20 protein-coding genes and 1 tRNA gene are annotated in these 22,467 nt (G+C 40.9%); 19 read left to right on the top strand and 2 right to left on the bottom strand.

Features of this window, described 5'->3' with window-relative positions; genetic code table 11:
• The first annotated feature begins 226 nt into the window (after nt 1-226).
• The 7 genes from HXT57_RS04610 to HXT57_RS04580 all read left to right on the top strand — a co-directional run bounded on the left by HXT57_RS04610 (nt 227) and on the right by HXT57_RS04580 (nt 9,399).
• Complete coding sequence (locus tag HXT57_RS04610) at nt 227-1,864, top strand: SpaH/EbpB family LPXTG-anchored major pilin (RefSeq protein WP_116431607.1); 1,638 nt, start codon at nt 227-229, stop codon at nt 1,862-1,864.
• An 89-nt stretch (nt 1,865-1,953) separates the two neighbouring features.
• A complete protein-coding gene (locus HXT57_RS04605; RefSeq protein WP_116431608.1) occupies nt 1,954-2,967 on the top strand; it encodes a class C sortase in 1,014 nt (337 codons plus the stop codon).
• A gap of 123 nt (nt 2,968-3,090) precedes the next feature.
• On the top strand, nt 3,091-5,790 hold the full coding sequence (locus HXT57_RS04600; RefSeq protein WP_421783454.1) for a DNA translocase FtsK 4TM domain-containing protein: 2,700 nt from the start codon (nt 3,091-3,093) through the stop codon (nt 5,788-5,790).
• 81 nt (nt 5,791-5,871) lie between these two features.
• Nucleotides 5,872-6,552: a CDP-diacylglycerol--glycerol-3-phosphate 3-phosphatidyltransferase gene (gene pgsA / locus HXT57_RS04595; RefSeq protein ID WP_421783452.1), complete on the top strand. Its 681-nt coding sequence runs from the start codon at nt 5,872-5,874 to the stop codon at nt 6,550-6,552.
• Nucleotides 6,553-6,664: 112 nt separating this feature from the next.
• The gene (locus HXT57_RS04590; RefSeq protein WP_421783450.1) at nt 6,665-7,354 is read left to right on the top strand and encodes a CinA family protein; all 690 of its coding nucleotides are present in this window, start codon (nt 6,665-6,667) and stop codon (nt 7,352-7,354) included.
• Nucleotides 7,355-7,559: 205 nt separating this feature from the next.
• Complete coding sequence (gene recA, locus HXT57_RS04585) at nt 7,560-8,699, top strand: recombinase RecA (RefSeq protein WP_064621600.1); 1,140 nt, start codon at nt 7,560-7,562, stop codon at nt 8,697-8,699.
• A 31-nt stretch (nt 8,700-8,730) separates the two neighbouring features.
• Nucleotides 8,731-9,399, top strand: a complete 669-nt coding sequence (locus HXT57_RS04580) for a regulatory protein RecX (RefSeq protein ID WP_064621599.1) — start codon at nt 8,731-8,733, stop codon at nt 9,397-9,399.
• Nucleotides 9,400-9,458: 59 nt separating this feature from the next.
• Here the strand turns inward: HXT57_RS04580 and thrC are convergent, their stop codons facing one another.
• The gene (thrC, locus tag HXT57_RS04575; RefSeq protein ID WP_415697863.1) at nt 9,459-10,985 is read right to left on the bottom strand and encodes a threonine synthase; all 1,527 of its coding nucleotides are present in this window, start codon (nt 10,983-10,985) and stop codon (nt 9,459-9,461) included.
• Between the two features lie 201 nt (nt 10,986-11,186).
• Here thrC and HXT57_RS04570 point away from each other — a divergent pair, with 201 nt between their 5' ends.
• The 10 genes from HXT57_RS04570 to HXT57_RS04525 all read left to right on the top strand — a co-directional run bounded on the left by HXT57_RS04570 (nt 11,187) and on the right by HXT57_RS04525 (nt 19,099).
• Nucleotides 11,187-12,464 carry a glutamate-5-semialdehyde dehydrogenase gene (locus HXT57_RS04570; protein ID WP_103013846.1) on the top strand — a complete coding sequence of 426 codons (1,278 nt, stop codon included), beginning with the start codon at nt 11,187-11,189 and terminating at the stop codon, nt 12,462-12,464.
• A 38-nt stretch (nt 12,465-12,502) separates the two neighbouring features.
• The gene (locus HXT57_RS04565; protein ID WP_004108325.1) at nt 12,503-13,021 is read left to right on the top strand and encodes a hypothetical protein; all 519 of its coding nucleotides are present in this window, start codon (nt 12,503-12,505) and stop codon (nt 13,019-13,021) included.
• Nucleotides 13,011-13,823 (top strand): nicotinate-nucleotide adenylyltransferase, encoded by an 813-nt coding sequence (gene nadD, locus HXT57_RS04560; protein WP_064621531.1) that lies wholly within the window; start codon nt 13,011-13,013, stop codon nt 13,821-13,823. The genes HXT57_RS04565 and nadD overlap by 11 nt, the downstream gene beginning before the upstream one ends.
• A gap of 96 nt (nt 13,824-13,919) precedes the next feature.
• On the top strand, nt 13,920-14,942 hold the full coding sequence (locus HXT57_RS04555; RefSeq protein WP_421783448.1) for a ribose-phosphate diphosphokinase: 1,023 nt from the start codon (nt 13,920-13,922) through the stop codon (nt 14,940-14,942).
• A 91-nt stretch (nt 14,943-15,033) separates the two neighbouring features.
• Nucleotides 15,034-15,104 (top strand) — tRNA-Gln (locus HXT57_RS04550).
• 114 nt (nt 15,105-15,218) lie between these two features.
• Nucleotides 15,219-16,628 (top strand): bifunctional UDP-N-acetylglucosamine diphosphorylase/glucosamine-1-phosphate N-acetyltransferase GlmU, encoded by a 1,410-nt coding sequence (gene glmU / locus HXT57_RS04545; RefSeq protein WP_421783446.1) that lies wholly within the window; start codon nt 15,219-15,221, stop codon nt 16,626-16,628.
• A gap of 36 nt (nt 16,629-16,664) precedes the next feature.
• A complete protein-coding gene (gene rsfS, locus HXT57_RS04540) occupies nt 16,665-17,069 on the top strand; it encodes a ribosome silencing factor (protein ID WP_004108303.1) in 405 nt (134 codons plus the stop codon).
• A gap of 24 nt (nt 17,070-17,093) precedes the next feature.
• The gene (locus HXT57_RS04535) at nt 17,094-17,912 is read left to right on the top strand and encodes a histidine phosphatase family protein (RefSeq protein WP_415693699.1); all 819 of its coding nucleotides are present in this window, start codon (nt 17,094-17,096) and stop codon (nt 17,910-17,912) included.
• A gap of 138 nt (nt 17,913-18,050) precedes the next feature.
• Nucleotides 18,051-18,560 (top strand): LytTR family DNA-binding domain-containing protein, encoded by a 510-nt coding sequence (locus HXT57_RS04530; protein WP_421783444.1) that lies wholly within the window; start codon nt 18,051-18,053, stop codon nt 18,558-18,560.
• An 89-nt stretch (nt 18,561-18,649) separates the two neighbouring features.
• A complete protein-coding gene (locus HXT57_RS04525; RefSeq protein WP_004108296.1) occupies nt 18,650-19,099 on the top strand; it encodes a DUF3021 family protein in 450 nt (149 codons plus the stop codon).
• Nucleotides 19,100-19,418: 319 nt separating this feature from the next.
• Here the strand turns inward: HXT57_RS04525 and HXT57_RS04520 are convergent, their stop codons facing one another.
• On the bottom strand, nt 19,419-19,823 hold the full coding sequence (locus tag HXT57_RS04520; RefSeq protein ID WP_415693700.1) for a pyridoxamine 5'-phosphate oxidase family protein: 405 nt from the start codon (nt 19,821-19,823) through the stop codon (nt 19,419-19,421).
• 344 nt (nt 19,824-20,167) lie between these two features.
• On the opposite strand from HXT57_RS04520, the gene HXT57_RS04515 reads away from it, so the two are divergent.
• Nucleotides 20,168-21,175, top strand: a complete 1,008-nt coding sequence (locus HXT57_RS04515; RefSeq protein WP_004108292.1) for a DMT family transporter — start codon at nt 20,168-20,170, stop codon at nt 21,173-21,175.
• A 190-nt stretch (nt 21,176-21,365) separates the two neighbouring features.
• A complete protein-coding gene (locus HXT57_RS04510) occupies nt 21,366-22,442 on the top strand; it encodes an ATPase (RefSeq protein WP_421783441.1) in 1,077 nt (358 codons plus the stop codon).
• Nucleotides 22,443-22,467 lie beyond the last annotated feature (25 nt).

Raw genomic sequence — 22,467 nt, 5'->3', positions numbered from 1 at the left:
AACTTTTCTGCTGGGTGCATGTTTTTAATGTGCATGTTTTTGATGCAAAATCTCATGGAATTTTGGAGCGTGATATTGCAACATAATTTCACTAAATCTAAAAAAATTTACTCATTTATGAGCAAATTGTGTAAATAATTCGGTTAAAACCAAAAACAAGTAAATACTTACATCAAAATTTCAAAACTTTTAATTGCTGGAAACAGCATTTATGAAAGGAATGAATATGAACAAATTCACTAAACAATGCGTGGCAGCATTCGCCTCGCTCGCAATGGCTGGCACGCTGTGCGTTGCCGGTGCTGTGGTGGCAAACAACATAGCATTTGCTAATAGTCCAAGTGCTGAATCTGCTAAGCCAGCACCTTGGTCTGAAGCTGGTAAGAAGCTGACTGGTTCCATTACTATCACTAAGTATAAGGATGAAACCGATGAGAAAGGTAATCAGAAGAAGGCAACTCCTGTTAAGGGTGCAAAGTTCAAGGTTTACAAAGTAACCAACTTTGATTTAACAAAATACGATCAGTGGCTTGATGTTGCTGCTAAGGTTCCAACTCTTAATGCTAATCCAAATGATTCTTCTGCTGGTTTAAGCTTTGATAATGAAACTGAAAATCCTACAAATGATAATGGTGTTGCAAAGTTTGATAAATTGGGTATCGGCTTATACAAGGTTGAAGAAACAAGTGTTCCGGATGGATACGAAAAGCTTCCGCAGCCATTCTTTATGACCATTCCACAAATCACCAATGAATCTGGTAAGACAACATACACCTATGATGTGAAGGTTGATCCTAAGAACGCTTATACCAAGGATGCTATTAAGAAGACTGTTGATACTACAGGAATGGTTGGTACAAAGGATGATTTGCCATATACTATTTCAACTTCTGTAGTTACAACTAGTGGTACGCCTGTTAAAGATCGTACGACTGATGATTATCAAGGCTTTGCTGTGTGGGATGACGCATTGAAGTCTGCTTATGATTCTAATAAAGATGTAGTTAAAAGCGTTAAGATTGGCACTACGGAAATTAAGAATTCTACCGGTAAAGAGGATAGGTATAAGGTAGCGGTTGCTGCAACGCCTGGTGATAATACTCGTCAGCGTATTACCGTATCGTTTACAGATGCAGGTCTTGGCGAAATTGCTAATGCTCTTAAGACTTCGCCTAATGCAAAGTTAACTGTTGAGCTTAAATTCACTCTTAAGGCAGATGCTCCAGCTGGCGAACTCGTTAACAAGTATGGTTATCAGCCAGGATATAAGAAAGGTACTCCTGTAAAAGATCAACCAAAACCTGTTAATCCAACTCCAAATCCAGATTCTAAGGTAACTCTTGTTAAATTCCAGATCAAGAAGATAAGCAGCACTGACGGAAAAGCTATTAAGGGTGCTAAGTTTGCTGTGTTTGCAAAGAAAACTGAGGCTGACGCATGCGCAGCTGACGCTTCTCGTTCTACAGATAAGTGCAAGAACAAGTCTTCTAAGGGCTTTGCTACTGATACTGAAACTGCTGATACTGGTTTGACAGCAGCTGGATTTAAAGCAAAGGTTGGACAAAAGTTCTACGTTGTGGAAACTAAGGCTCCAGACAACTATGTCTTGGCTCCAAAGGTTGAAGAAGTTACTATTCCTACGACTTATACCTCTGCTGCTGGCTATGATAAAAATTCGCAGACGTTTGTTTACTCGTTCAAGGATGTTCCAACGAGCAATAACATCGACCACTGGTTCAAGCTTCCAAAGACCGGTGCTTATGGCGTGTTTATTTTCGCTATTGCTGGAATTGTTTTGATTGCTGCAAGCGTGTTTATTTACACTCGTAACAATCGCAAAGAAGAAGATAAGAAGCGCGCTTAGTATTCTTCTAACGTAAATATATTATAAAAAACTCAGGGGGTTGGGCGGTATTTGCTTAGCCCCCTATTTTACTTTTTGGAAGTGGATTTATGAGTTTTACTAAATTTGCAAAAGCTTGCCGCAGTAGCTTAGAAAGAGTAGAGCGATTAGCAGGCTTACATATTCTTAAATCCACTCCCAATGAATCGTCTGCAAACGAATCTTCTGCAGACTCAAATTCTGCAAATTCCAAAAAATCTGTTTTTAAATGCGTTATTGAACCAATCATTCTGGCGCTAGCTGCAATTCTATGCTTCACCTACCCAGTGGCATCAACACTGTGGAATAATCACGTGTCTAAACAAATTTCCATAGATTACGACAAAGTAACTTATAATCAAGCCGCTAGCGTGCGACAATCTATTCTAAAAAGTGCGCGAAAATACAATGCTCGCAGAAAAAAAATTTTTACAGCCGATCCGTATGATGGTAGTGACAATTACAAAAAAACAGCAGACTATAAGTCATATATCAAACAACTAGACGAACCAATGGGAATTATGGGAATTATAAAAATCCCAAAAATAGGCGTAAAACTACCGATTTATCATGGTGCTTCGCGCGATGTTCTAGCTCGCGGAGCAGGGCACTTGTGTGGTACAGATTTGCCAGTGGGCGGCAAAAACAGGCATACTGTTATCACAGCTCATACTGGTTTGCCTACAGCAACCATGTTTGACGGTTTAATCGATATGAAGCGTGGGGACTACTTCTACATTGATGTACAGGGCTATACAATGCGCTATAGGGTGTTTCGCATTAATGTTGTAGACCCAGAAGATATTAGTTTGTTGCAGCGTGAAAAGGGTCGTGATTTAGCGACTTTGCTTACATGTACGCCGTATGGTGTTAACTCGCATAGATTGCTAGTGACGGGGTATCGTGTGCTGCCGGACCCAGCGCATGCTCCAGAAGATCATCTTCAGTGGTCATTCTGGATGACGATGTTCCTTATAGCGTTAATAAGTTGCGCGGTGGTTCTTGCCACAATGATTATTGCTATAGTTCGAAAACGTCGTAATAATAATATTGCGCCGCAAGGAATGCATGTTGGCAGTAAATAAAACTCAGCTGCAACCGCTTCATTTAGATAACCTCAGTCTATGGAGTAGACTGGTATGGTTACGAATATGTATGTTGATGATGACATGGCGTACTAAATAGCACATGGTGCAGAAGGAGTATTTATGGCTGGTAAGGCTTCACCTAGTGAACCATTGTGGGAGACAATTCTCCTGTTTGTGCCTAGAACTTTAGGAAAGTTAGTGCGCTCGCTTTTTGGTGTTGGAGAATACGATGAGGCATATCGCAGGGACGGTTTGTGCTTCGTTATGCTTGTTCTTGCGATTTTGTTCTGCGCATCAGAATGGTTTAGAGTTAGTGGGTTTATTGGAGTAGGTCTCCATTTTGTGTCTTCTAGTTTGCTTGGAATTATGAGCGTTGTTCTGCCTGTGTGGTTAAGCGTTGTTGCTTTTAGGTTGATGCGTAACAGTGGAGTTGGCTCTGGTAATCCTCGTGTTATTAGCGGATTTATTATTCTATTGTTGTCTGTTTGCTCAATTCTTGATATTTCTTCTGCACCTCGCGGAAAAGCGTTTAATTTAGACACTGTACAGAAGTCAGGTGGGTTATTAGGTTTTGTGCTCGGATCTCCGCTATCGTGGGGTCTTTCTCGTATTTTTGCAATTATTATTTTTGTAGTAGCTGCTATTTTTTCGATATTAATGATTGCTCGCCTTCATGTAACTGATATAGCTCAAAGTGTTGCTACTATTTTTGCTAAATATAACAGTAAAAAGTCTTCTGAAGATTTAGGAAACTCTGCAGAAGATAATTCTGACAGCAAAACCAATTCTTTGGAATTTGCAGATGATGTGCCAACTCACAATGAAGAATCGCCTAAAAATAATAGCAGATCTTCTCAAATGTCTTCTGTATTGAAACTGTTTAAATCATTCTTTAAGCGTAAAAACAGCAATAATAATGGGGAATTGCTTGACGAATACGCCGGCGATGATGCATTTTCGCATGCTGCTTCTCACGGTAATAGTGCAGATAATCTTGAAAGAGTTGAACCTCGTAAAGCAAGAACTGTGAGCAGCTTTTCAGATAATAATGCTGCAAATAATTCTCAATTTGAAAATGCTGATAATAATTCGAGTCAACTTACACCTAGAAGTGTTTCATCTTCATCAAAGCCTGTTCCTGAAGAAATATTGCCAAAAGCTCCTATGAGTGATTCCTCTTTATCTGCAAGCGATCCGTGGTCAAGTATTCCAGCTGAACGTATGGATCAATATCGCAGGGATCAGGAAGATTCAGATGATGAAAATGCTGCCGGCAGTGAAAGTGGTGCTGGCAATAATAATGAGCCTTCTTTTGATTCTTCCTCTGAACCTTACAAGCTCCCTGATTTGAATCTTTTGGCTTATGGCAAGCCTCATGCTGCGAGAACTCCAGCAAACGATAACGTTATTCGCGCGTTAACTTCTACTTTCGAACAGTTTGACGTTGACGCTCACGTTATTGGATTCCTTAGAGGCCCATCTGTTACGCAGTACGAGGTTGAGCTTGGTCCTGGTGTAAAAGTTGAAAAAGTTACGAATTTGCAAAAAAATATTGCATACGCTGTAGCTAGTACGGATGTGCGTATTTTGTCGCCAATCCCAGGAAAGTCTGCTATTGGTATTGAAATTCCAAACGTCGACCGCGAAATTGTGCATTTGGGAGATGTTCTGCGCTCGCAAAAAGCTATGAATGACCCTAATCCTATGCTTACAGGCGTTGGAAAAGATGTTGAAGGTCATTTCGTAACGGCAGCTCTCGATAAAATGCCGCATTTGCTTGTTGCTGGTGCTACTGGTTCTGGTAAGTCGAGTTTCATTAATTCAATGCTTACTTCGATTATTATGAGAGCAACTCCTGAACAAGTTCGCATGATTATGGTCGATCCTAAGCGCGTGGAGCTTTCTGCTTATGCTGGCATTCCGCATTTGCTTACTCCGATTATTACAGATCCTAAGAAGGCTGCGCAGGCTCTTGAATGGGTTGTTAAAGAGATGGATGCTCGCTACGATGACTTGCAATTCTTTGGTTTCCGTCATGTTAAAGATTTCAACAAGGCTGTTCGTGAAGGAAAGGTTCATGCTCCGGCTGGATCTGAGCGAAAAGTTGCTCCATACCCGTATTTACTTGTGGTTGTAGATGAGATGGCTGATTTAATGATGGTTGCTAAGAACGATGTGGAAAGTTCTATTCAGCGTATTACTCAGCTTGCTCGAGCTGCAGGAGTGCATTTGGTTCTAGCTACTCAGCGTCCATCTGTTGACGTTGTAACAGGCCTGATTAAAGCAAATATTCCTTCTCGCTTGGCTTTTGCTACTTCATCTGCAACGGATTCCAGGGTTATTCTCGATACTGTTGGTGCGGAAACTTTGATTGGTCAAGGCGACGCTTTGTTCCTTCCAATGGGTGCTGCTAAGCCTCAGCGTGTGCAGGGTTCGTGGGTGAGTGAATCTGAAATTCGTAAGGCTGTTGAGTATGTTCGCACGCAACGCAAGCCAAAGTATCGTGAAGATATTGAGCAAATGGCTCAAAAAGCTGATGCTCAAGCTCAAAGCAAGCTTAAAACTAGCGATATTGGCGACGATATGGATGAGTTGCTTCAGGCTGCAGAGCTTGTTGTTAGCTCGCAATTTGGCTCTACTTCAATGCTTCAGCGCAAGTTGCGCGTTGGCTTTGCAAAGGCAGGTCGATTGATGGATTTGCTTGAATCTCGAGGAGTAGTGGGACCTTCTGAAGGTTCTAAAGCTCGCGAAGTTTTGGTTCAGCCGGAAGATTTGCCAAAAGTTTTGGCTTTTATTCGTGGTGAGTCAGATTCGTTATAATATATTGTATTGTTGTATACAGCACCAAGTTGTGTGATGTGCTAGAAGTTTTTACTTTGCAGTAGAATGAAGGTTATGCGTATGAAGAAAAAAGCTAAGTCATCATTTTTTGCTGGCTGGAATTATGCTCCAAATATTGTGACTTATATCCGTATTTTGCTTTCGCTTGTTTTTATTGTTTTATATTTGAAAGCAGGTATATGGGGTTTTGATTCAGTTTCGTTGCGTTGGGCTGCGTTTGTGCTGTTTGTTGTAGCTGCTTCTACGGATAAGCTTGACGGGTGGATGGCTCGTAAATATCATAAGGTTACAGAATTAGGTAAGTTGCTTGATCCAATTGCGGATAAAATTCTTATTTTAGCTGCGCTTATTATTGCTTCTGTTTTCGGCGAAATTTATTGGTGGATAACCATCTTGTTCATGATTCGCGAAATTGCCATTACTCTTGTGCGAATTTATGTTGTTCATGTTCGTGGAAGGGTAATTGCTGCATCCTCTGCAGGGAAATATAAGACTCTTACGCAGTCGATTGGTATTGCAATGATTATTGCACCTTTTGTTGCAACTCTTCATGCTAATCCATTGCCTTCTTGGATGGTTTCTTACTATGCAGTGGCTTTTGGCTTGCTTGGTATTTCTTTGGGCTTTGCTTTCTATTCTGCAGTTTTGTATGTCTATAGTGCTTTCTTTGAAGGTTCTTCAGATAGCGAATCTCAAGTTGATGATACAAAAAATGCAGTTCCTTTGTCTCCTGTGAAGTAAATAAAATATAACGAGTTAAACTTCTTGTTTGTAGCTTACGGTTTTTCTTAAAATTATCCCTGAAGGGTTTATGTTTTGGAAAATCGTAAGCTACAATCATATCGAGCGTATTATGAATAATTCTTCAGGTTTTAATACAGTTTCTTTAGCTGCGAATCTATTGGAAAAAAGTTTTATTAAAGGAATGCATATTGCTTCAGCAGAGTCATTAACTGGCGGGCTTTTGGCTGATGCTTTTGTTTCTGTTCCTGGTGCGTCACGAGTTTTTTGTGGATCTGCTGTCACTTATGATATTCATGCTAAATCCAAAATTCTTGGCGTAAATTCTAATCTTTTACAATCTGAAGGCGCGGTTTACCAGGATGTTGCTTTTCAAATGGCGATTGGAGCTGCTCAAATATATCGTGGCAGTGGATGGGTGTATGAGGAAGATTGTGAGTGTTGTGCAAATTTTCCTATTATTGGCTTGTCTACAACTGGTGTCGCAGGTCCTGGTCCTGATGGTAATAAACCAGCAGGTTTAGTTTATGTTGGAATATTTTTGCCTCAAGTTAGTGATGTTATGGATTCTGTTAAAGATGTAGCTCGTAAAGAACTTGAAAATGGCTGTGTGAGTAACGTCTATGATTATGATTTTGCTCAAATCGAAAGTCAAAGCGTAACTAAAATTGCGCCATCAAGTGCTGCTTTTGTTTTTGAATTGAGATTATCTGGCAGTCGTCAAGAAGTTCGCGAATCTACTGTATTTCAGTTGTTGAGAATAGCTAATGACTTGATTGCTTATGTCGAAGATTGTAAGTAGTTGGGTTGTAATCAAGACACGCGCTATCGAACAAATGTTCGCATATGTAGTATACTTATGTTTGTCGAGATGATTTAAGCTGAGTTAAGTGTTTAAGTGCTTGGATTAAATGTTTTATCCACATTGCACAAAAATGCTTGTACTTGAATCTAGTATGGAACTAAGGTCGTTCGATACATAACGGCATGCGAAAGGAGTAGCATACATGGCGCAAACAAAAAGTAAAGGCAGTATTAATCGCCTTATTGATGCGGATAAAACAGATCCACGTCGCCAAGCAGCGTTAGAAACTGCTTTAGCCAATGTTGAACGACAATATGGAAAAGGTTCTGCAATGCGCTTAGGTGATAGACCTATGCAAGATGTAGAAGTTATTCCTACTGGTTCATTAGCGTTGGACACTGCTTTGGGGATTGGCGGTGTTCCTAGAGGGCGAATAGTTGAAGTCTACGGTCCTGAGTCTTCTGGTAAAACAACTCTTGCTTTGCATATTGTTGCAAATGCTCAAAAAAATGGTGGGGTAGCGGCATTTATTGATGCTGAGCATGCTTTGGATCCTGTCTATGCGCGAAAGCTTGGAGTAGACACGGATGCGCTTATTGTTTCTCAGCCAGATAATGGTGAGCAGGCATTGGAAATTGCTGATATGCTTATTCGTTCTGGTGCGTTAGATGTTATTGTTGTTGATTCTGTAGCGGCATTAGTTCCTAAAGCTGAAATCGATGGCGATATGGGAGATAGTCATGTGGGCTTACAAGCTCGCTTAATGAGTCAGGCGTTGCGTAAGATGACTGGTGCTCTTTCACAAGCTGGCACTACTGCTATTTTTATTAATCAGCTTCGTGAAAAAATTGGCGTATTCTTTGGTAATCCTGAAACTACCACTGGTGGTAAAGCTTTGAAGTTCTACGCGTCTGTGCGTATGGATATTCGCAGAGTTTCTACTATTAAAGAGGGCGAAGAAGCTGTTGGCAACCGAACTAAAGTTAAGATTGTCAAGAATAAAATGGCTCCGCCTTTCAAAACTGCTGAGTTTGATGTTCTTTACGGAGAAGGTATCTCGACTGAAGGTTCTGTTATCGATATGGGACTGCAAGCTGAAGTTATTAAGAAATCTGGTTCTTGGTTTACTTATGAAGGTGAGCAGCTTGGACAAGGTCGTGAAAACGTCCGTAAATTCTTGAAAGATAATCCAGCTATTACTGAAGAAATTAGCGAAAAAGTCAAAGCTTCGTTAGGTTTAATGCATCCTGAAGATCAATTCGCTGAAGATTCTGAACTAGATCAATTCGATGATGATTCTGTAGCTAAAAATTCTGCACAAAAGTCATCCGAATCGAAGTAATAATAAGATTACAGTGTAAAGCGAATGCAATATGCCTATTAGTGTAGAGAATTTTCTTCGCGATCATCCAGTAGAGCGTGCTGAAGAAAATGACGAAAGTAATAGTGTAGTGACACATACTCGCAAAAAAATATCGCATAAGTCAGTACTTTTAAGCGCAAAAAATAATACAAAAAACATGCCGTATGTAAAAAACGCTAAAGTAAGTGATTTAAGCGACGAACTTTGCAATAGTAGTGAAGATGATTGCAGGGAAGCTGCTTTAAGGCTTTTAGATTATGCTCCTCGCTCTGTGATGAACATGCGCAAAAGGCTTAAAGAAAAAGGTTACACGGAAGTTGCTGTTGACGCGGTTATTCATCGCTTGCTTGAATTGCATCTTCTTGATGACAATCAATACGCTCAAATGGTGATTCGCTCTTGCGCAGTGAGGCTTCTTGGTGCTAGAGCTACTCGAATGGAATTGCAGCGTAAAAATGTTGATCCTGCTGCTATTTCACAAAATGTAGCTTCTGCTCAAAACTCTGGAGTATTCACTGAAGCAGCGTGGGAACTCGGTCGCAAAACGGCTTCGCGTACGAGAAATCTTGAGCCTTTAGTTCGAAGACGAAGATTTTTCGCAGCAGCTGCAAGAAAAGGTCATGATTTAAACGTTATTAACGAAGTGTATGCAGCTTTATTCGAAAGTAATAACGAATGAATAGTAAAAGAGGCTGGATTATACAAGTAAACCAGCCTCTTTCGCTTAAAACTTTATGATTATTTTGCGAAATTATGCGCTTGAGCTAAAACATACTCAGGCATATCTTCAACATTAATAACATCATTAAAGCGTGGAGTTTTATTTTCAAGATTTCTAAGCATGCTTGGAGCTTTAGTTCCTGTAGCTTTACTAAGAGCGTCCATGCATTTGAAATCATTCATATCTTGCACATGCTCAATATTCAAAGCTTCAGCAACAACGCGAGGGAATTTGTATGGGCTTGCAGTGCTTAGCAATACTCTAGGTGTGCTTTCGTCATGTGGAATATTTTGCATAACGAAGAATCCGCAAGCAGTATGTGGGTCGATCACATACTTGTACTTGTTCCAGCAGTCATAAATAGCTTCGCGAATTTGATCTTCATTTGCCCAACCGCAGCCAAACAGTGAGCGAATCTTTGCAAGCACATTTTCTGGAATCTCAAAAGCGCCCCACTGCTGTAAATCGTTCATAAGCATTTGTATTAAACGCGTGTCTTTATCGCACATGTAATAAAGCATTCGTTCCAAATTAGAAGAAACCAAAATATCCATAGAAGGAGCAACAGTGTGATGGAATGAGCGCTGACGGTTATAAGTGCCGCTTACCAAAAAATCAAACAAAACATTATTGCTATTGCTTGCAACAATAAGATGTTTTACAGGAAGACCAAGCATTTTTGCGTAATATCCAGCAAGAATATCGCCAAAATTGCCGGTTGGTACGCAAAACTCAACTTCGTCTCCAAGAGCTATTGCTTTACGCTCAACAAGTTGCTTATAAGCCGCAAAATAGTACACGACTTGCGGCACGAGTCGTCCAACATTTATTGAATTAGCAGAAGACAATTCAGTATTCGCAGATTCTTCAATATTTTTATTAAGCTCACTATTGGTGAAAATCTGTTTTACGCCAGTTTGAGCATCGTCAAAATTGCCTCGAACTGCGCAAACTTTCACATTTTCGCCCACCTGCGTAGTCATTTGCAATTCTTGAACGTGGCTAACTTTTCCTTCTGGATAAAAAGTAACCATAGAAGTGCCTGGAACATCAGCAAAACCAGCCAAAGCAGCTTTACCTGTATCTCCAGAAGTTGCAGTTAGAATCATAACGCTTTTTTCAATATCAGATTCGTTTTCGTGTTGAGTTTTAGTGCGAGACATTAATTGTGGCAACATTTGCAAAGCAACGTCTTTAAACGCGCATGTAGGACCATGGAAAAGTTCCATCACAAAATCGCGAGTGTTTCCAAGCTGCTGGAGTGGAGTAATAGCGTTATTAGCCCATTGATTGCCGTATGCCAGTTTAATGCAAGAAGAAAGCTCTTCTGAAGTATAATCTGGCAGTAACAGTTGTAAAATATCTTGCGCAATTTCTTGATACGATTTGCCTTGCAATTTAGAAATATCGTAACGCTCGCTACCAAGGCTATCGGCTACAAATAATCCGCCATCTTCAGCAATTCCTTTACGTATTGCTTCTTTTGAAGTGCATGTTGGCTTAAGCGAACGAGTGCTATGGAAAATAGTTGTATCTGATGCCATAATAACTCCGTAACCGTCTGTTTATAGAGAATATTTTTTACTTACATAGATTATTTATGTAAATTATTTACACAACTTATATCAAATTATGGTACCTGAAGTGCTGGGCGAATGGGCGTGTGCTAATCTCATATGTATAAATGCTTTTGTTTTACTATTAATTAATTGGCGATTAGGCAAATAATCTATAGGGGGGAAACGTTGTCTGTTGATGATTTAGTGAATGCTCGTGCGGATTGTGCGCGCAAAGCGTGGCGTAATTTTGCTCATGCAGACACTCGCGCAAAAAATGCGCTTCTCGAAAAAATGGCAGATGCCTTAGAATCTTCAGCTTCAAATATTGCTGAGGCTAACAAAAAAGATCTTAAAGAAGCTGAAGCTAAAGGAATGGATGCTGGAAAGCTCGACAGGCTTAAATTTGACGAAGAGCGAATCCAAGCTTCTGCAAAAAGCGTGCGAAAAATTGCACAATTGCAAGATCCTGTAGGAGAGGTTGTTCGCGGATACACTCTTCCTAATGGCATTAAACTTTCGCAAATTCGAGTTCCAATGGGCGTTATGGGAATGATTTACGAAGCTCGTCCAAACGTAACTATTGATGTAGCTGCTTTGTGTATTAAATCTGGAAATGCTGCGATTTTGCGTGGTGGAAGCGCGGCTCTCCATACGAATCAGGCGAGTATTGAAGTTATACAATCGGTTCTTAAAAATTCTAACTTTAGTGCTGATTTGATTCAGTCTGTTGATGATTTAGGAAGAGACGGAGCTACGTCAATGATGCATGCTCACGGTCATATTGATGTGCTTGTGCCTAGAGGTAGCGCAAATCTTATTGCAGCAGTTGTTCAAGAATCTACGGTCCCTGTTATTGAGACTGGAGCTGGAAACGTACATATTTATGTAGATAAAAGCGCTGATATTAAAAAAGCTATACCTATTATTATTAATGCAAAAACGCAACGAGTGGGCGTGTGCAATACTGCTGAAAAATTATTAGTGCATAAAGCTGTTGCGCAAGAATTTTTGCCAAAAATCGCTGCTGCTTTAGCTGAGCATAATGTAATTTTACATGCAGACGATAAATCTTACGATATTTTGCAATCCGCTAATATTCAAAGATTGCAGCTTGAGTGTGCCACTGAGGAAGATTGGAAGCGAGAATATTTGTCGCTGAATATGGGTGTGAAAGTTGTAGATGATTATACTGATGCAGCTTCTCATATTGCGAAATATTCTACTGGCCATACTGAAACCATTATTGCTGAAGATTATTCAACTATTCAAAGTTTTATTGCAAGTGTTGATTCCGCTGTAGTTATGGTAAATGCTTCAACGCGCTTTACGGATGGTGGCGAATTTGGTTTCGGCGCAGAACTTGGTATTTCTACGCAAAAATTGCATGCGAGAGGCCCTATGGGTTTGCTTGAAATGACAACAACCAAATGGATCGGCTACGGAGATGGGCAGATACGCGAGTAGTACTGGTTTTAATAGTTACGTGGCGGTAAGGTAAGAGTATGCCTAATAATGACGTGAATTTGAGTACAGCTGAGGCGCTTGATGTTGCTGCTGAACGTTTGTCCATTGTGCGATATGTTTTTTTGGTGCAAATTGAAGATGGTATTGCTTCTGCATCGCAACGTTCATCGCTTGAGTATGCTGACGCAGTGTTGATGGGCTGGCCAGATTCTGATTCGAATGATGTGACTATTCCTGATGAAACTTCGTTTAATAATGTTCTTAAAAATGTTCGCAATATGGAAAAGAATATTATTAAGTTTAGCGAATTAGAACGTGATCATGATATTGATGGCATGACATCCATGCTTGCTAAAATTTCGGAATCTGTAGCGAAAATTCGTGGTGCGTATCAACCAGATTTCCCTCTTCCAACTTTTGCCGAAATCCAGCGTGTCGTAAAAGATGAGTGGGATGAAGAAATGGGCAATATTAATCCGGATAGCGCAAATGTTGCATCTGGGTTAGTGAATGAAACTCAAGTGGAAGACAAGGAATCTGAGGCGAATGAGTCCTGAAATTCACGAAGATGCAGAACGTCGCATGTCTGACCTATTTCATGGCGCGTTTACTGGTAAAGAAGCGGCTCCTCCTGCGGTTGTGAATTCAGTTCATAAACGTACTTCTACTCGTGGCAATGTGCACGAGCGTCAGCGCATTGGAATTATGGGCGGCACATTCGATCCAATACACAATGGCCACTTGGTTGCTGCTTCAGAAGTTGCTTGGGTTTATGATCTTGACGAAGTTATTTTCGTTCCTACCGGTAGGCCTGTTTTTAAGCTTGATAAAAAAGTTACGAATGCAGAAGATCGTTATTTAATGACTGTTATTGCCACAGCCTCAAATCCAAAGTTCACTGTTTCTAGGGTTGATATTGATCGCCCTGGAGTTACTTATACTATTGATACTTTGAAAGATATTCACGCGCAGCATCCGGATGCTGAGCTTTTCTTTATTACTGGAGCTGACGCTATTGCTGAAATAATGCAATGGAAAAATGCGCGCGAAATGTGGAATTTGGCTCGATTTGTGGCTGTTACTCGTCCTGGCTATTCGAGACCAGAAAAGCTAGCAGATTCTAATTCTCCGTTAATGCCTCGCCAAATGCATACGAATGATACTGGTATTGCGGCGAATCGTGACGATATGGTTCATTGTGATTCTACGCATTTGCCGGTTGATATTTTAGAGATTCCAGCGTTGTCTATTTCTTCTACTGATGTTCGTCGTCGAGCTGAGCATGGTGAGCCGGTGTGGTATTTAGTTCCAGATGGAGTAGTTCAATACATAGTTAAGCATGGTTTATATCGTGCGTAATTATTGATTTTGTAGGCTTGTCGTTTATCGTCTGTGCAAAAAGTTAGTATTGATTATGTTCATTTCGCGAATTAAAGCGAACTAATGTTTGGAGATATGGTGAGCATCGTCCTTGAAGGAAAGCCAGATAAAAACCTTGTTCTCGTTACCGGTCGCGCACATCCGAAGCTTGCTCGTGATGTAGCTGATCAGCTTGGAATTGATGTACTTGAAACTACGGCATACGATTTTGCTAATGGTGAAATGTATGTTCGCTATACGCAATCTGTGCGTGGTACAGATGTATTTGTTCTTCAAAGCCACAGTAATCCTGTTAACAAGTCCATTATGGAACAGTTAATTATGATTGACGCTTTGAAGAGGGCTTCTGCTCGTTCAATTACTGCAGTATGCCCGTTGCTTGGTTATTCTCGACAAGATAAAAAGCATCGCGGTCGTGAGCCTATTTCTTGCCGTTTGATGTTTGACTTGCTAAAGACTGCTGGCGCTGACCGCATTATGAGCGTTGATTTGCACGCAGCTCAGTCTCAGGGATTCTTCGACGGTCCTGTTGATCACTTGATTGCTATGCCTGTTTTGGTTGATTACGTACGTGATCGTTTCCGTGATGATCTTGCAAACGTAACTGTTGTGTCTCCGGATGCTGGTCGTATTCGCGTTGCTGAACAGTGGGCGCAGCGTTTGGGCGGCGGTCCTTTGGCTTTTGTGCATAAGACTCGCGATATTACTTGCCCGAATAAGACTGTTGCAAACCGCGTAGTTGGTGACGTTGCTGGTCGCGATTGCGTGATGGTTGACGACTTGATTGATACTGCAGGAACTATTGCTGGAGCTTGCAATGTGTTGAAGGAAGCTGGAGCTAAGTCGGTTACTGTTGTTGCAACTCACGGCGTGCTTTCTGGTCCCGCAGTCGAGCGTTTGAAGTCTTGTGGTGCTCGCGAAGTTGTTTTGACTGATACTGTGCCAATTCCAGAAGAGAAGCGTTGGGATGGTTTGACTGTTCTTTCAATTGCTCCGCTTCTTGCAAGCGCTATTAAAGCAGTGTTTGAGGATGGTTCGGTTGCTAAGCTTTTCGACACTTATCCTGAGCATCACGGACAAGGATTCTTATTTGCTTAAGTATTGATTTCGTACGGTTTGCTTTTCGGCACGCCAATTTGACGTTTTTCGATATTATGGCATAATAGTGACTTGGCGGTTTTTCCGCCGTTCCCTCATGGTGTAATGGCAGCACACGGGTCTTTGGAACCCTTTGTCTTGGTTCGAATCCAGGTGAGGGAGCTTACTTGAAGCGCTACTCGTTAAATCGGGTGGCGTTTTTTGTTTTGAACGCTGCTAATAAGTAATAGAATTACATACAGTGAAATTTATTGAAATAGTATAAGGAGCGTATGCGTGGAAAAGCATGATGTAACTGCGGCAATAATTTTGGCAGCAGGCGATGGGACGCGTATGCGTTCAGAAACTCCGAAAGTACTACATCCATTTGCTGGTAAAACATTTCTCAATCGTGTTATGGATGCCATGAATGGCGTAAATCCTAAAAAACTAGCTGTAGTTGTGCATGCTCAGGCTGAGCGCGTATCTGCTGCTGCTGTTAGCTATAACGAAAATGTGCATATTGTAAATCAGGACGAAACTCCTGGAACCGGCAGAGCAGTGCAATGCGCTATTAAAGATCTTAACGAAATTGCTAAAAACGAAACCGGTGAAGCATTAAAAGGAGCTGTGCTGATTGCCGCAAGCGATATGCCGCTACTTGATACGCAAACTTTGCAATCTTTAGTTGATCTTCATAATAATAACAACAATGTAGCAACAGTTCTTACAGCAGTATTAGACGATGCAACTGGATACGGTCGTATTGTGCGCGAAGCAAACGGTGACGTTTTGCGTATTGTTGAACATAAAGATGCAAATGCTGGAGAGCTTGCTATTCATGAAGTGAACACTTCTGTATATGTATTCGATGCGACTGTATTATGTGACGCAATTGCAGATCTTAACTCTCAAAATGCCCAAGGTGAGTTCTATTTGACTGATGCTTTGGAACATGCTCGAAAGTTTGGTCATGTTGGCGCAATGTCTGCTCCAGATCCGCTTACTGTAGAAGGCGTAAATAATCGTGTGCAATTAGCTGCACTCGCAAAAGCACATAATAAGCGTGTGTGCGAAAAATGGATGCTTGAAGGTGTAACTATTCTCGACCCTGATACTACTTGGATTGAAGATAGTGTTACGCTCGCACAAGATGTTACTGTGCTTCCTGGATGCTTCCTTCAAGGTCGTACTACGGTTGCAAGTGGTGCTGTAGTTGGCCCTTACACGACTCTTATTGATGCGCAAATTGATGAGGATGCTGTGGTTGAACGTTCGCGCGTACAGGAATCGCATATTTGTAGAGCTGCAAACATTGGTCCTTGGACGTATTTGCGTGCAGGAAACGTACTTGGTGAGGAAAGTAAGGCAGGAGCTTTCGTAGAAATGAAGAAAGCTCATATTGGAAATGGCACTAAAGTACCTCATTTAAGCTATATTGGCGATGCTGATTTGGGTGAGCATACGAATATTGGCGGCGGTACGATTACTGCAAATTATGACGGAGTGCATAAGAATCATACTACGATTGGTTCTGGTGCTCACGTTGGTGCAGGAAACCTGTTTGTAGCACCGGTTACTGTGGGAGATGATGTTACTACCGGCGCTGGATCGGTGGTACGTCACGATGTTCCGGCTGATTCTATGGTGTACTCTGAAAATACTCAGCATGTAGTCGAAAATTGGAAGCCAGCTTGGGAACGCTAAAAAGCGTTTGTTGGAGAATTAAGGAGTAGTAACGTTATGACAGCTTTAGAAAGCTCAATTAGTGCAATTCGTATTGCTGCCGCTGCTGCAGACCGTTTGAAAGCAACGAACGAGCAGGCTTTTGATGTAAGCGATTTGCTTGGTATTACGGATGCTATGTTAGTTGTTTCTGCTTCAAACGAGCGTCAAGTATTGGCTGTTGCAGAAGAAATCGAAAAAGACTTGTACTTGAAAGACAACAAGCGCAAGGCTTTATCTCGTGAAGGCTTGGAATTAGCACAGTGGATTTTGCTTGATTTTGGCGATTTTGTGGTTCATGTAATGCATGAGGAAGCACGAGCATTTTACCGCTTGGAACGCCTGTGGAATGATTGCCCGGCAATCGATTTGCAGCTGCCAGAGCATGCTAGCGAAACTGAAGATTCTAGCAAAACTGAATAATAAGAAGAAAGTACGGTACAAACCATGGTTGATTTCGTAGAAAATGTTGCGAGTAACGTAAATAATTCCATTAATAGTGCGCATGAAGGAATTGCTCGTTCTGTTATGCTTATTCGCCACGGTCAAACTCCGTATAATGCACAGTTCCGTTTGCAAGGCATGATTGATATTGCTTTGGATGAGTCTGGAATGGATCAGGTGACTCGCTCTGGAAAAGCTTTGCGCGTGCTTTTTGGTGCTTCTGATTTAGAAGATCCAAAGGACCCGAACAGTGCTGAACACGTGCGCATTACGCCGGAAGAAGCGGACGCGAGTTTTGTGGCGATTGTTTCTCCACTTATTCGTGCTCAACAGACTGCTCATGCTTTTGCAGATAAGATTGGTCTTAATGTGCATGTTGAAGATGGCGTGCGCGAGCGATTTTTTGGCGAGTGGGAAGGGCTTAATCGCCAGCAAATTAGCGAAAAATGGCCTGAAGATTTTAATGCTTGGGTAAAAGGCGAAGGTGGAGAACTTAATCACGGTGCAGAAACTAAGCAAGAAGTTGGCGAGCGCGCTGCGAAAGCTGTTGAAGATTGGGCGCGCAAAACTGGATCGGACCGCGATTTACTAGTGTTCTCGCACGGATCTTGCCTTTCTCAAACTGTTCATAAGCTTCTTGGATTAGACAAGGTAGATTCTTCTTATAAGACGATTGGCGGAATGGGAAACGGCCGTTGGGCGCGCTTAATTCCAAGCCAAAATTCAGATGGCTCGATTCATTGGCGTTTGGATGCTTACGATCAAGGTCCTGCAGCTGACCCTACAAGCCAGCGTCTTATTCGCATTTGGGGTGCTGCGTAATCTCTCCTTTACCGCTTAATTACCGAAAGCTACCGTTTAGCGATTTTGTAAAGACAGACTATTTACAGTGCCGTATAGTCAAAATTACAAAACAAAAAGCTAACAAACGCTAACAGTAGTGTATGGAAAGGAGGCTTGATGAAAGTAACTATTGCTATCGTTCCGCCTGAGGAAGAGCAGTCAGTTCAGTTATCAATTCACAATATTGACGATGAGCTTAAGCACATTATCGCTCAGTTACAAAGCATTGACTCCAATGATGCAAATGTAAGAAGTACTGAAAATAATACTGAAATTAATACTTCAGATAAGTTGAGCAACAATAATCCATTCATATACGGTTATATTAACGATTCGATTATTGTTATGCATGAGCCAGATGTGATTATGATTTGCGTTGAAAATTCGCGCGTAATCATTCACGGTGATAAAGGCGAGTGCGTGTCTTACAAGCGCCTAATGGATTTTGACAATCCGCAATTCGCGTCGTTTGTGCGCATATCTAAATCCGCAATCGTGAACTTGAATCGCATTGTTCGAGTCGATCCAGGATTCGGCGGAAGTATGAGCGTAAAAATGGACGACGGAAGCGTTGAGTGGATTAGTCGCCGCTGCTTAGCTGGGTTCAAAAAGCGCTTGGGAATGTAGTTTTAAGCGTAGTCGAATATAAAACTATCAAAATTTTTAATACTAATTTTTAATACAAGATTTTAATACTTAAAAAGGAAACGATTATTATGGAAAAGCAAGTTACAACTTTTGGTAAAACAATGGTAAAAAACATTGTTAATGGCATTGGCATAGGGTGCACTATTTTTACTGCAATCAGTTTTGTGTCGAGCTTGTTAGCAAATACTGCGGTTGGAAACAGAATTGCATCTTATGCTGTAGCAACGTTTGTTATAGGCATAAGCTATGGAGTATTCGCTATTTTTTGGTCGAATGAGCGTATGTCAAATCTTGCAAAGTTCGTTTTTGCACTAGTACCACCAATTGCTATTCAATTTATTGTATCGGTGATTGTTGGATGGATTTCGTTCAAAGATGAGCCAGCTGTGATTTGCGGATGGATTGCGTTCACTGTTATTTTCCCGATTGCGATTGCTGCAATAATTTATTACTTCGAGAAGAAGAAAGCGGAAGAAATGAACACTAGACTGCAAGCATTGCGTAAAGAAAGCAAGTAAAATAGTTACAACTAAATAATCAAGTAAAGAATTGAGTGGTGTTCATCTTCGCCGTTGAGGACGAACGCCACTCGATATTGTATGACGCCTACTATAGACGTACTAATTCGGCGTTTTGCGCGACGACCTGCTTTCGCGCTCAGAGCGTAGTGCGCGAAAGCAACTCGGAGCGGAAACTCGCTAAAGTTGGAAGTCCAGTGGACTTCCAACTTTAGCGAGTTTCGTAGCGAGCGCGTTAACCGAGCGAGCGTCCTTCGTTCAGTGCGAAAAATCTCAAATCTCTACCACACTAATATCCACACGACTGAATAACTACGCACTAATCTTTTGCAATAGTTTTGCCGGCAGTAGCTCCAGAAGTCAAGTCCTGAATCTCAGTGATTTCCATAACTGGAACTGCAGCCGGCTTCTTCGTACCTTTTTCTTCAGCCATACGCACTTGCTCTTCGTAAATCGCGTCATCAGTGTGAAGGGTAACGGTTCCGCGGAAGCGATAGCCCTTCTTTTCTGCCAAATTAGCAACTGCTACAACCAGCTGGCTGCCGTCTTGCAAGTTCTTATAATGCTGACCTGCAGTGCGCTCGTGGTAGGCAAGATGGTTGTCGTCGAGTACGAACATAGACATTTTTGGTCCCAAATCAAGCTCGCCATCTTTGCTCACTGTTGCAATCCAAGCCAAATTATTCGCAATAAATTCTTTCATATCTGCGCTAAGAGTTGCCATAATATTCCTTTCCTAACAAGATTGCGCACTTTCTTCGTACGCAATTTATAAGCCTACATTGCTACATTACGCTGATTTAAAAGTGTATACGAGCGTGTAGCGTAAAAAAATTGTAAGTTGTGATATAAATCACCCAATTCTTCAATAGTTTCGTGGGCGAAATTTATACAGCAAAATACTTGATTGCCACTGTTTTCTGAAGCGTATATCGGAAATTTTACGAAGGAACGTCAGAAAGTTGTACTTTTCACGATTTTACGGCTATTCTGTTTATTTTATAAGCTAAAACGCTTTATAAAAGAAAAATTTTAAAGAATCAACTTTTATAGTTGAAGGGGAATATTATGAAGGTGAAATATGAAACAGCTAAATCTATAGCTGAACCGCTTTCGGATAAATCGGGCATGCCTCAAGGCAAAAGTGTTCATACTGCTCAGATTATGTTGTTGATTTGTGCTGCTATTTGGGGTGGCAGCTATGTTTCTTCAAAATATGCTCTTGAAGTGTTTCCTGTGCAATGGCTTATGGGCGTTCGTATGGTTGGCGCTTGCACGATTATGGCTGTTATTTTTTTCGGTACGCTTCGTAAAACTTTTACAAAAAAGCTTATTGTTCCTTCTTTACTAACTGGAATTACGTATTATGCTACTTTAATTTTGCAAACTGAAGGGTTACGTTCAATTGATCCAGGTCGTAGCGCGTTTTTGACAGCAGCATATTGCGTAATTACGCCATTTTCTGCTTGGTTAATCGTCAAGAAAAAGCCAACTCTTTTAGGATTAGTAGCTGCAGTTATGTGCGTTGCTGGAGTAGGTTTTGTGGCATTAAAACCTGGGATGCTTGTGCTCACATTGTCTTATGGAGATTTTCTTACTCTATTATGTGCTGCAATTTTTGCTTTTAATCTTACGTTCCTTGCGTATTATTCTCGTAAATATAATCCAGTTACGTTAACTTTTGGGCAATTTGTTGTTTCAGGCGTACTTTTTGTAGCTGGTGCGCTTATTTGTGAGCCTTTGCCAAACTTTAACGCTGCTGATCATTTCTCTATTTTTGCTAATATGTTCTACCTTACAGTAGTAGTAACAGTAGTTGCACAAATTATGCAAAACTATAGTTTGGTGAATCTTTCTACTGCAAACGCTTCTGTGATTATGTGCACTGAAAGTTTGTTCACGCTTTTATTCTCTACTGTTCTTTTTCATGAGCATGTTTCTAACATGGCTTTTGTGGGATTTGCTTTAATATTTGCTGCAATTATTACTGCAAGCTTAGGTGAGCATTATTGTGATAAAAAAGCGAATTGTGAGCTTTCTTATAAAGATAGAGATTTTGAGGTTGCTAAGTCTTAGGCATTTCAGTTTTGTGTAGCTAAGTTTTATGTATATAAGACTTGTGATTTTGTTGTAAGAATGCTCTGGCAATACTGTGCAATTTTTGCGTAGAGTGATACCATCATTGTTGTAATAATATTGGTAGTGGAATTTGCATATTTGCCATGCATTTTGGCATTATATTTGCATAAATAATTAAGGTGCATAAGTGAAGAATTTCTTCAAAGGCATATCGTTTACGCAAGTATTAGCTGGATCGCTCGCTGCAGTGACTTCGTTTTTACTTGCTTCGAAAATTGGTATTGCTGGTTCAGTTATTGGCGTAGCTATTGGTTCTATTGTCTCAGCAGTAGCATCGCAGTTGTATCAGAATGTTATTCACGCTTCATCGCGTAAACTTTCGGAAGTAAATCCGAATACTTCTACAGAACAGTCTAATTTTAGTAATGTGTCAGATTCTAGCGTGCGTTCAAATGGTTTAGAGAATGTTGATTCTAAAAGAATTGGAGATGATATTCATATGCAATATTCATCAAATTCATTGCAATGTAATACTGATCCTTCAGATGACAAAAATATGGCTGTTCAAGATGCAAGATTTGGACGCACTGTTAGTTCGCAAGTCCGTAATCCAGAATTAGAAAATACGCGTATTTTGGAATTGTCGAAATTACGTGAACAGCATGAAGAAGACATGGAACTGTCGGAAGGCACAATTCCAGAGCCGGTGCCGTTATCTAAGGTTGTTAGTGAAAACTACGGTTACTCTTCTGGATCTTACCAAAATAGAAACGATCATCGTACAACAATTGTTGTTGCTGTTATAAGTGCTCTTATAGCTGTTATTGTTACTGCAGGTGCTGTTCTTTTGTTTACACAAGGAAAAGGCACAGACAATATTGATAAGCCTGAAGAAATTAGTCATGAGCAGCAGCAAAATCAGCCGCAACCTAAGCAACGTCTTAACACGAATACTAATCAAGACCATAAGAAGTCTCATGATGATTCTGATAGTAAAGATGCTAATGAAGACGAAAATGATGAGCATGGCAATGAAAATGCAGATAGTTCGACAGGTGGTCATTCTGATAATGATTTAGGTAGTGACACTAACAATGATTCAGGAACGAATTCAGGTGATGCTGCTAGTGGGAATAGTGGATCGGGTGCTGATAGTTCTGATGCAGGTGCTGGATCTGCTGGATCTTCGGGATCTACTGGTTCTTCAAACAATGTAACTTCTCCTGGTAATGGTGATCAATCTGGAAGTGCCAATGGTAACTAATTTTCGAATTGGTTCTTGAATTGGT

The organism is Gardnerella sp. KA00771 (genome assembly GCF_049244045.1).
GTDB lineage: Bacteria > Actinomycetota > Actinomycetes > Actinomycetales > Bifidobacteriaceae > Bifidobacterium > Bifidobacterium swidsinskii.
This window is presented reverse-complemented; position numbering and strand designations above follow the sequence as displayed.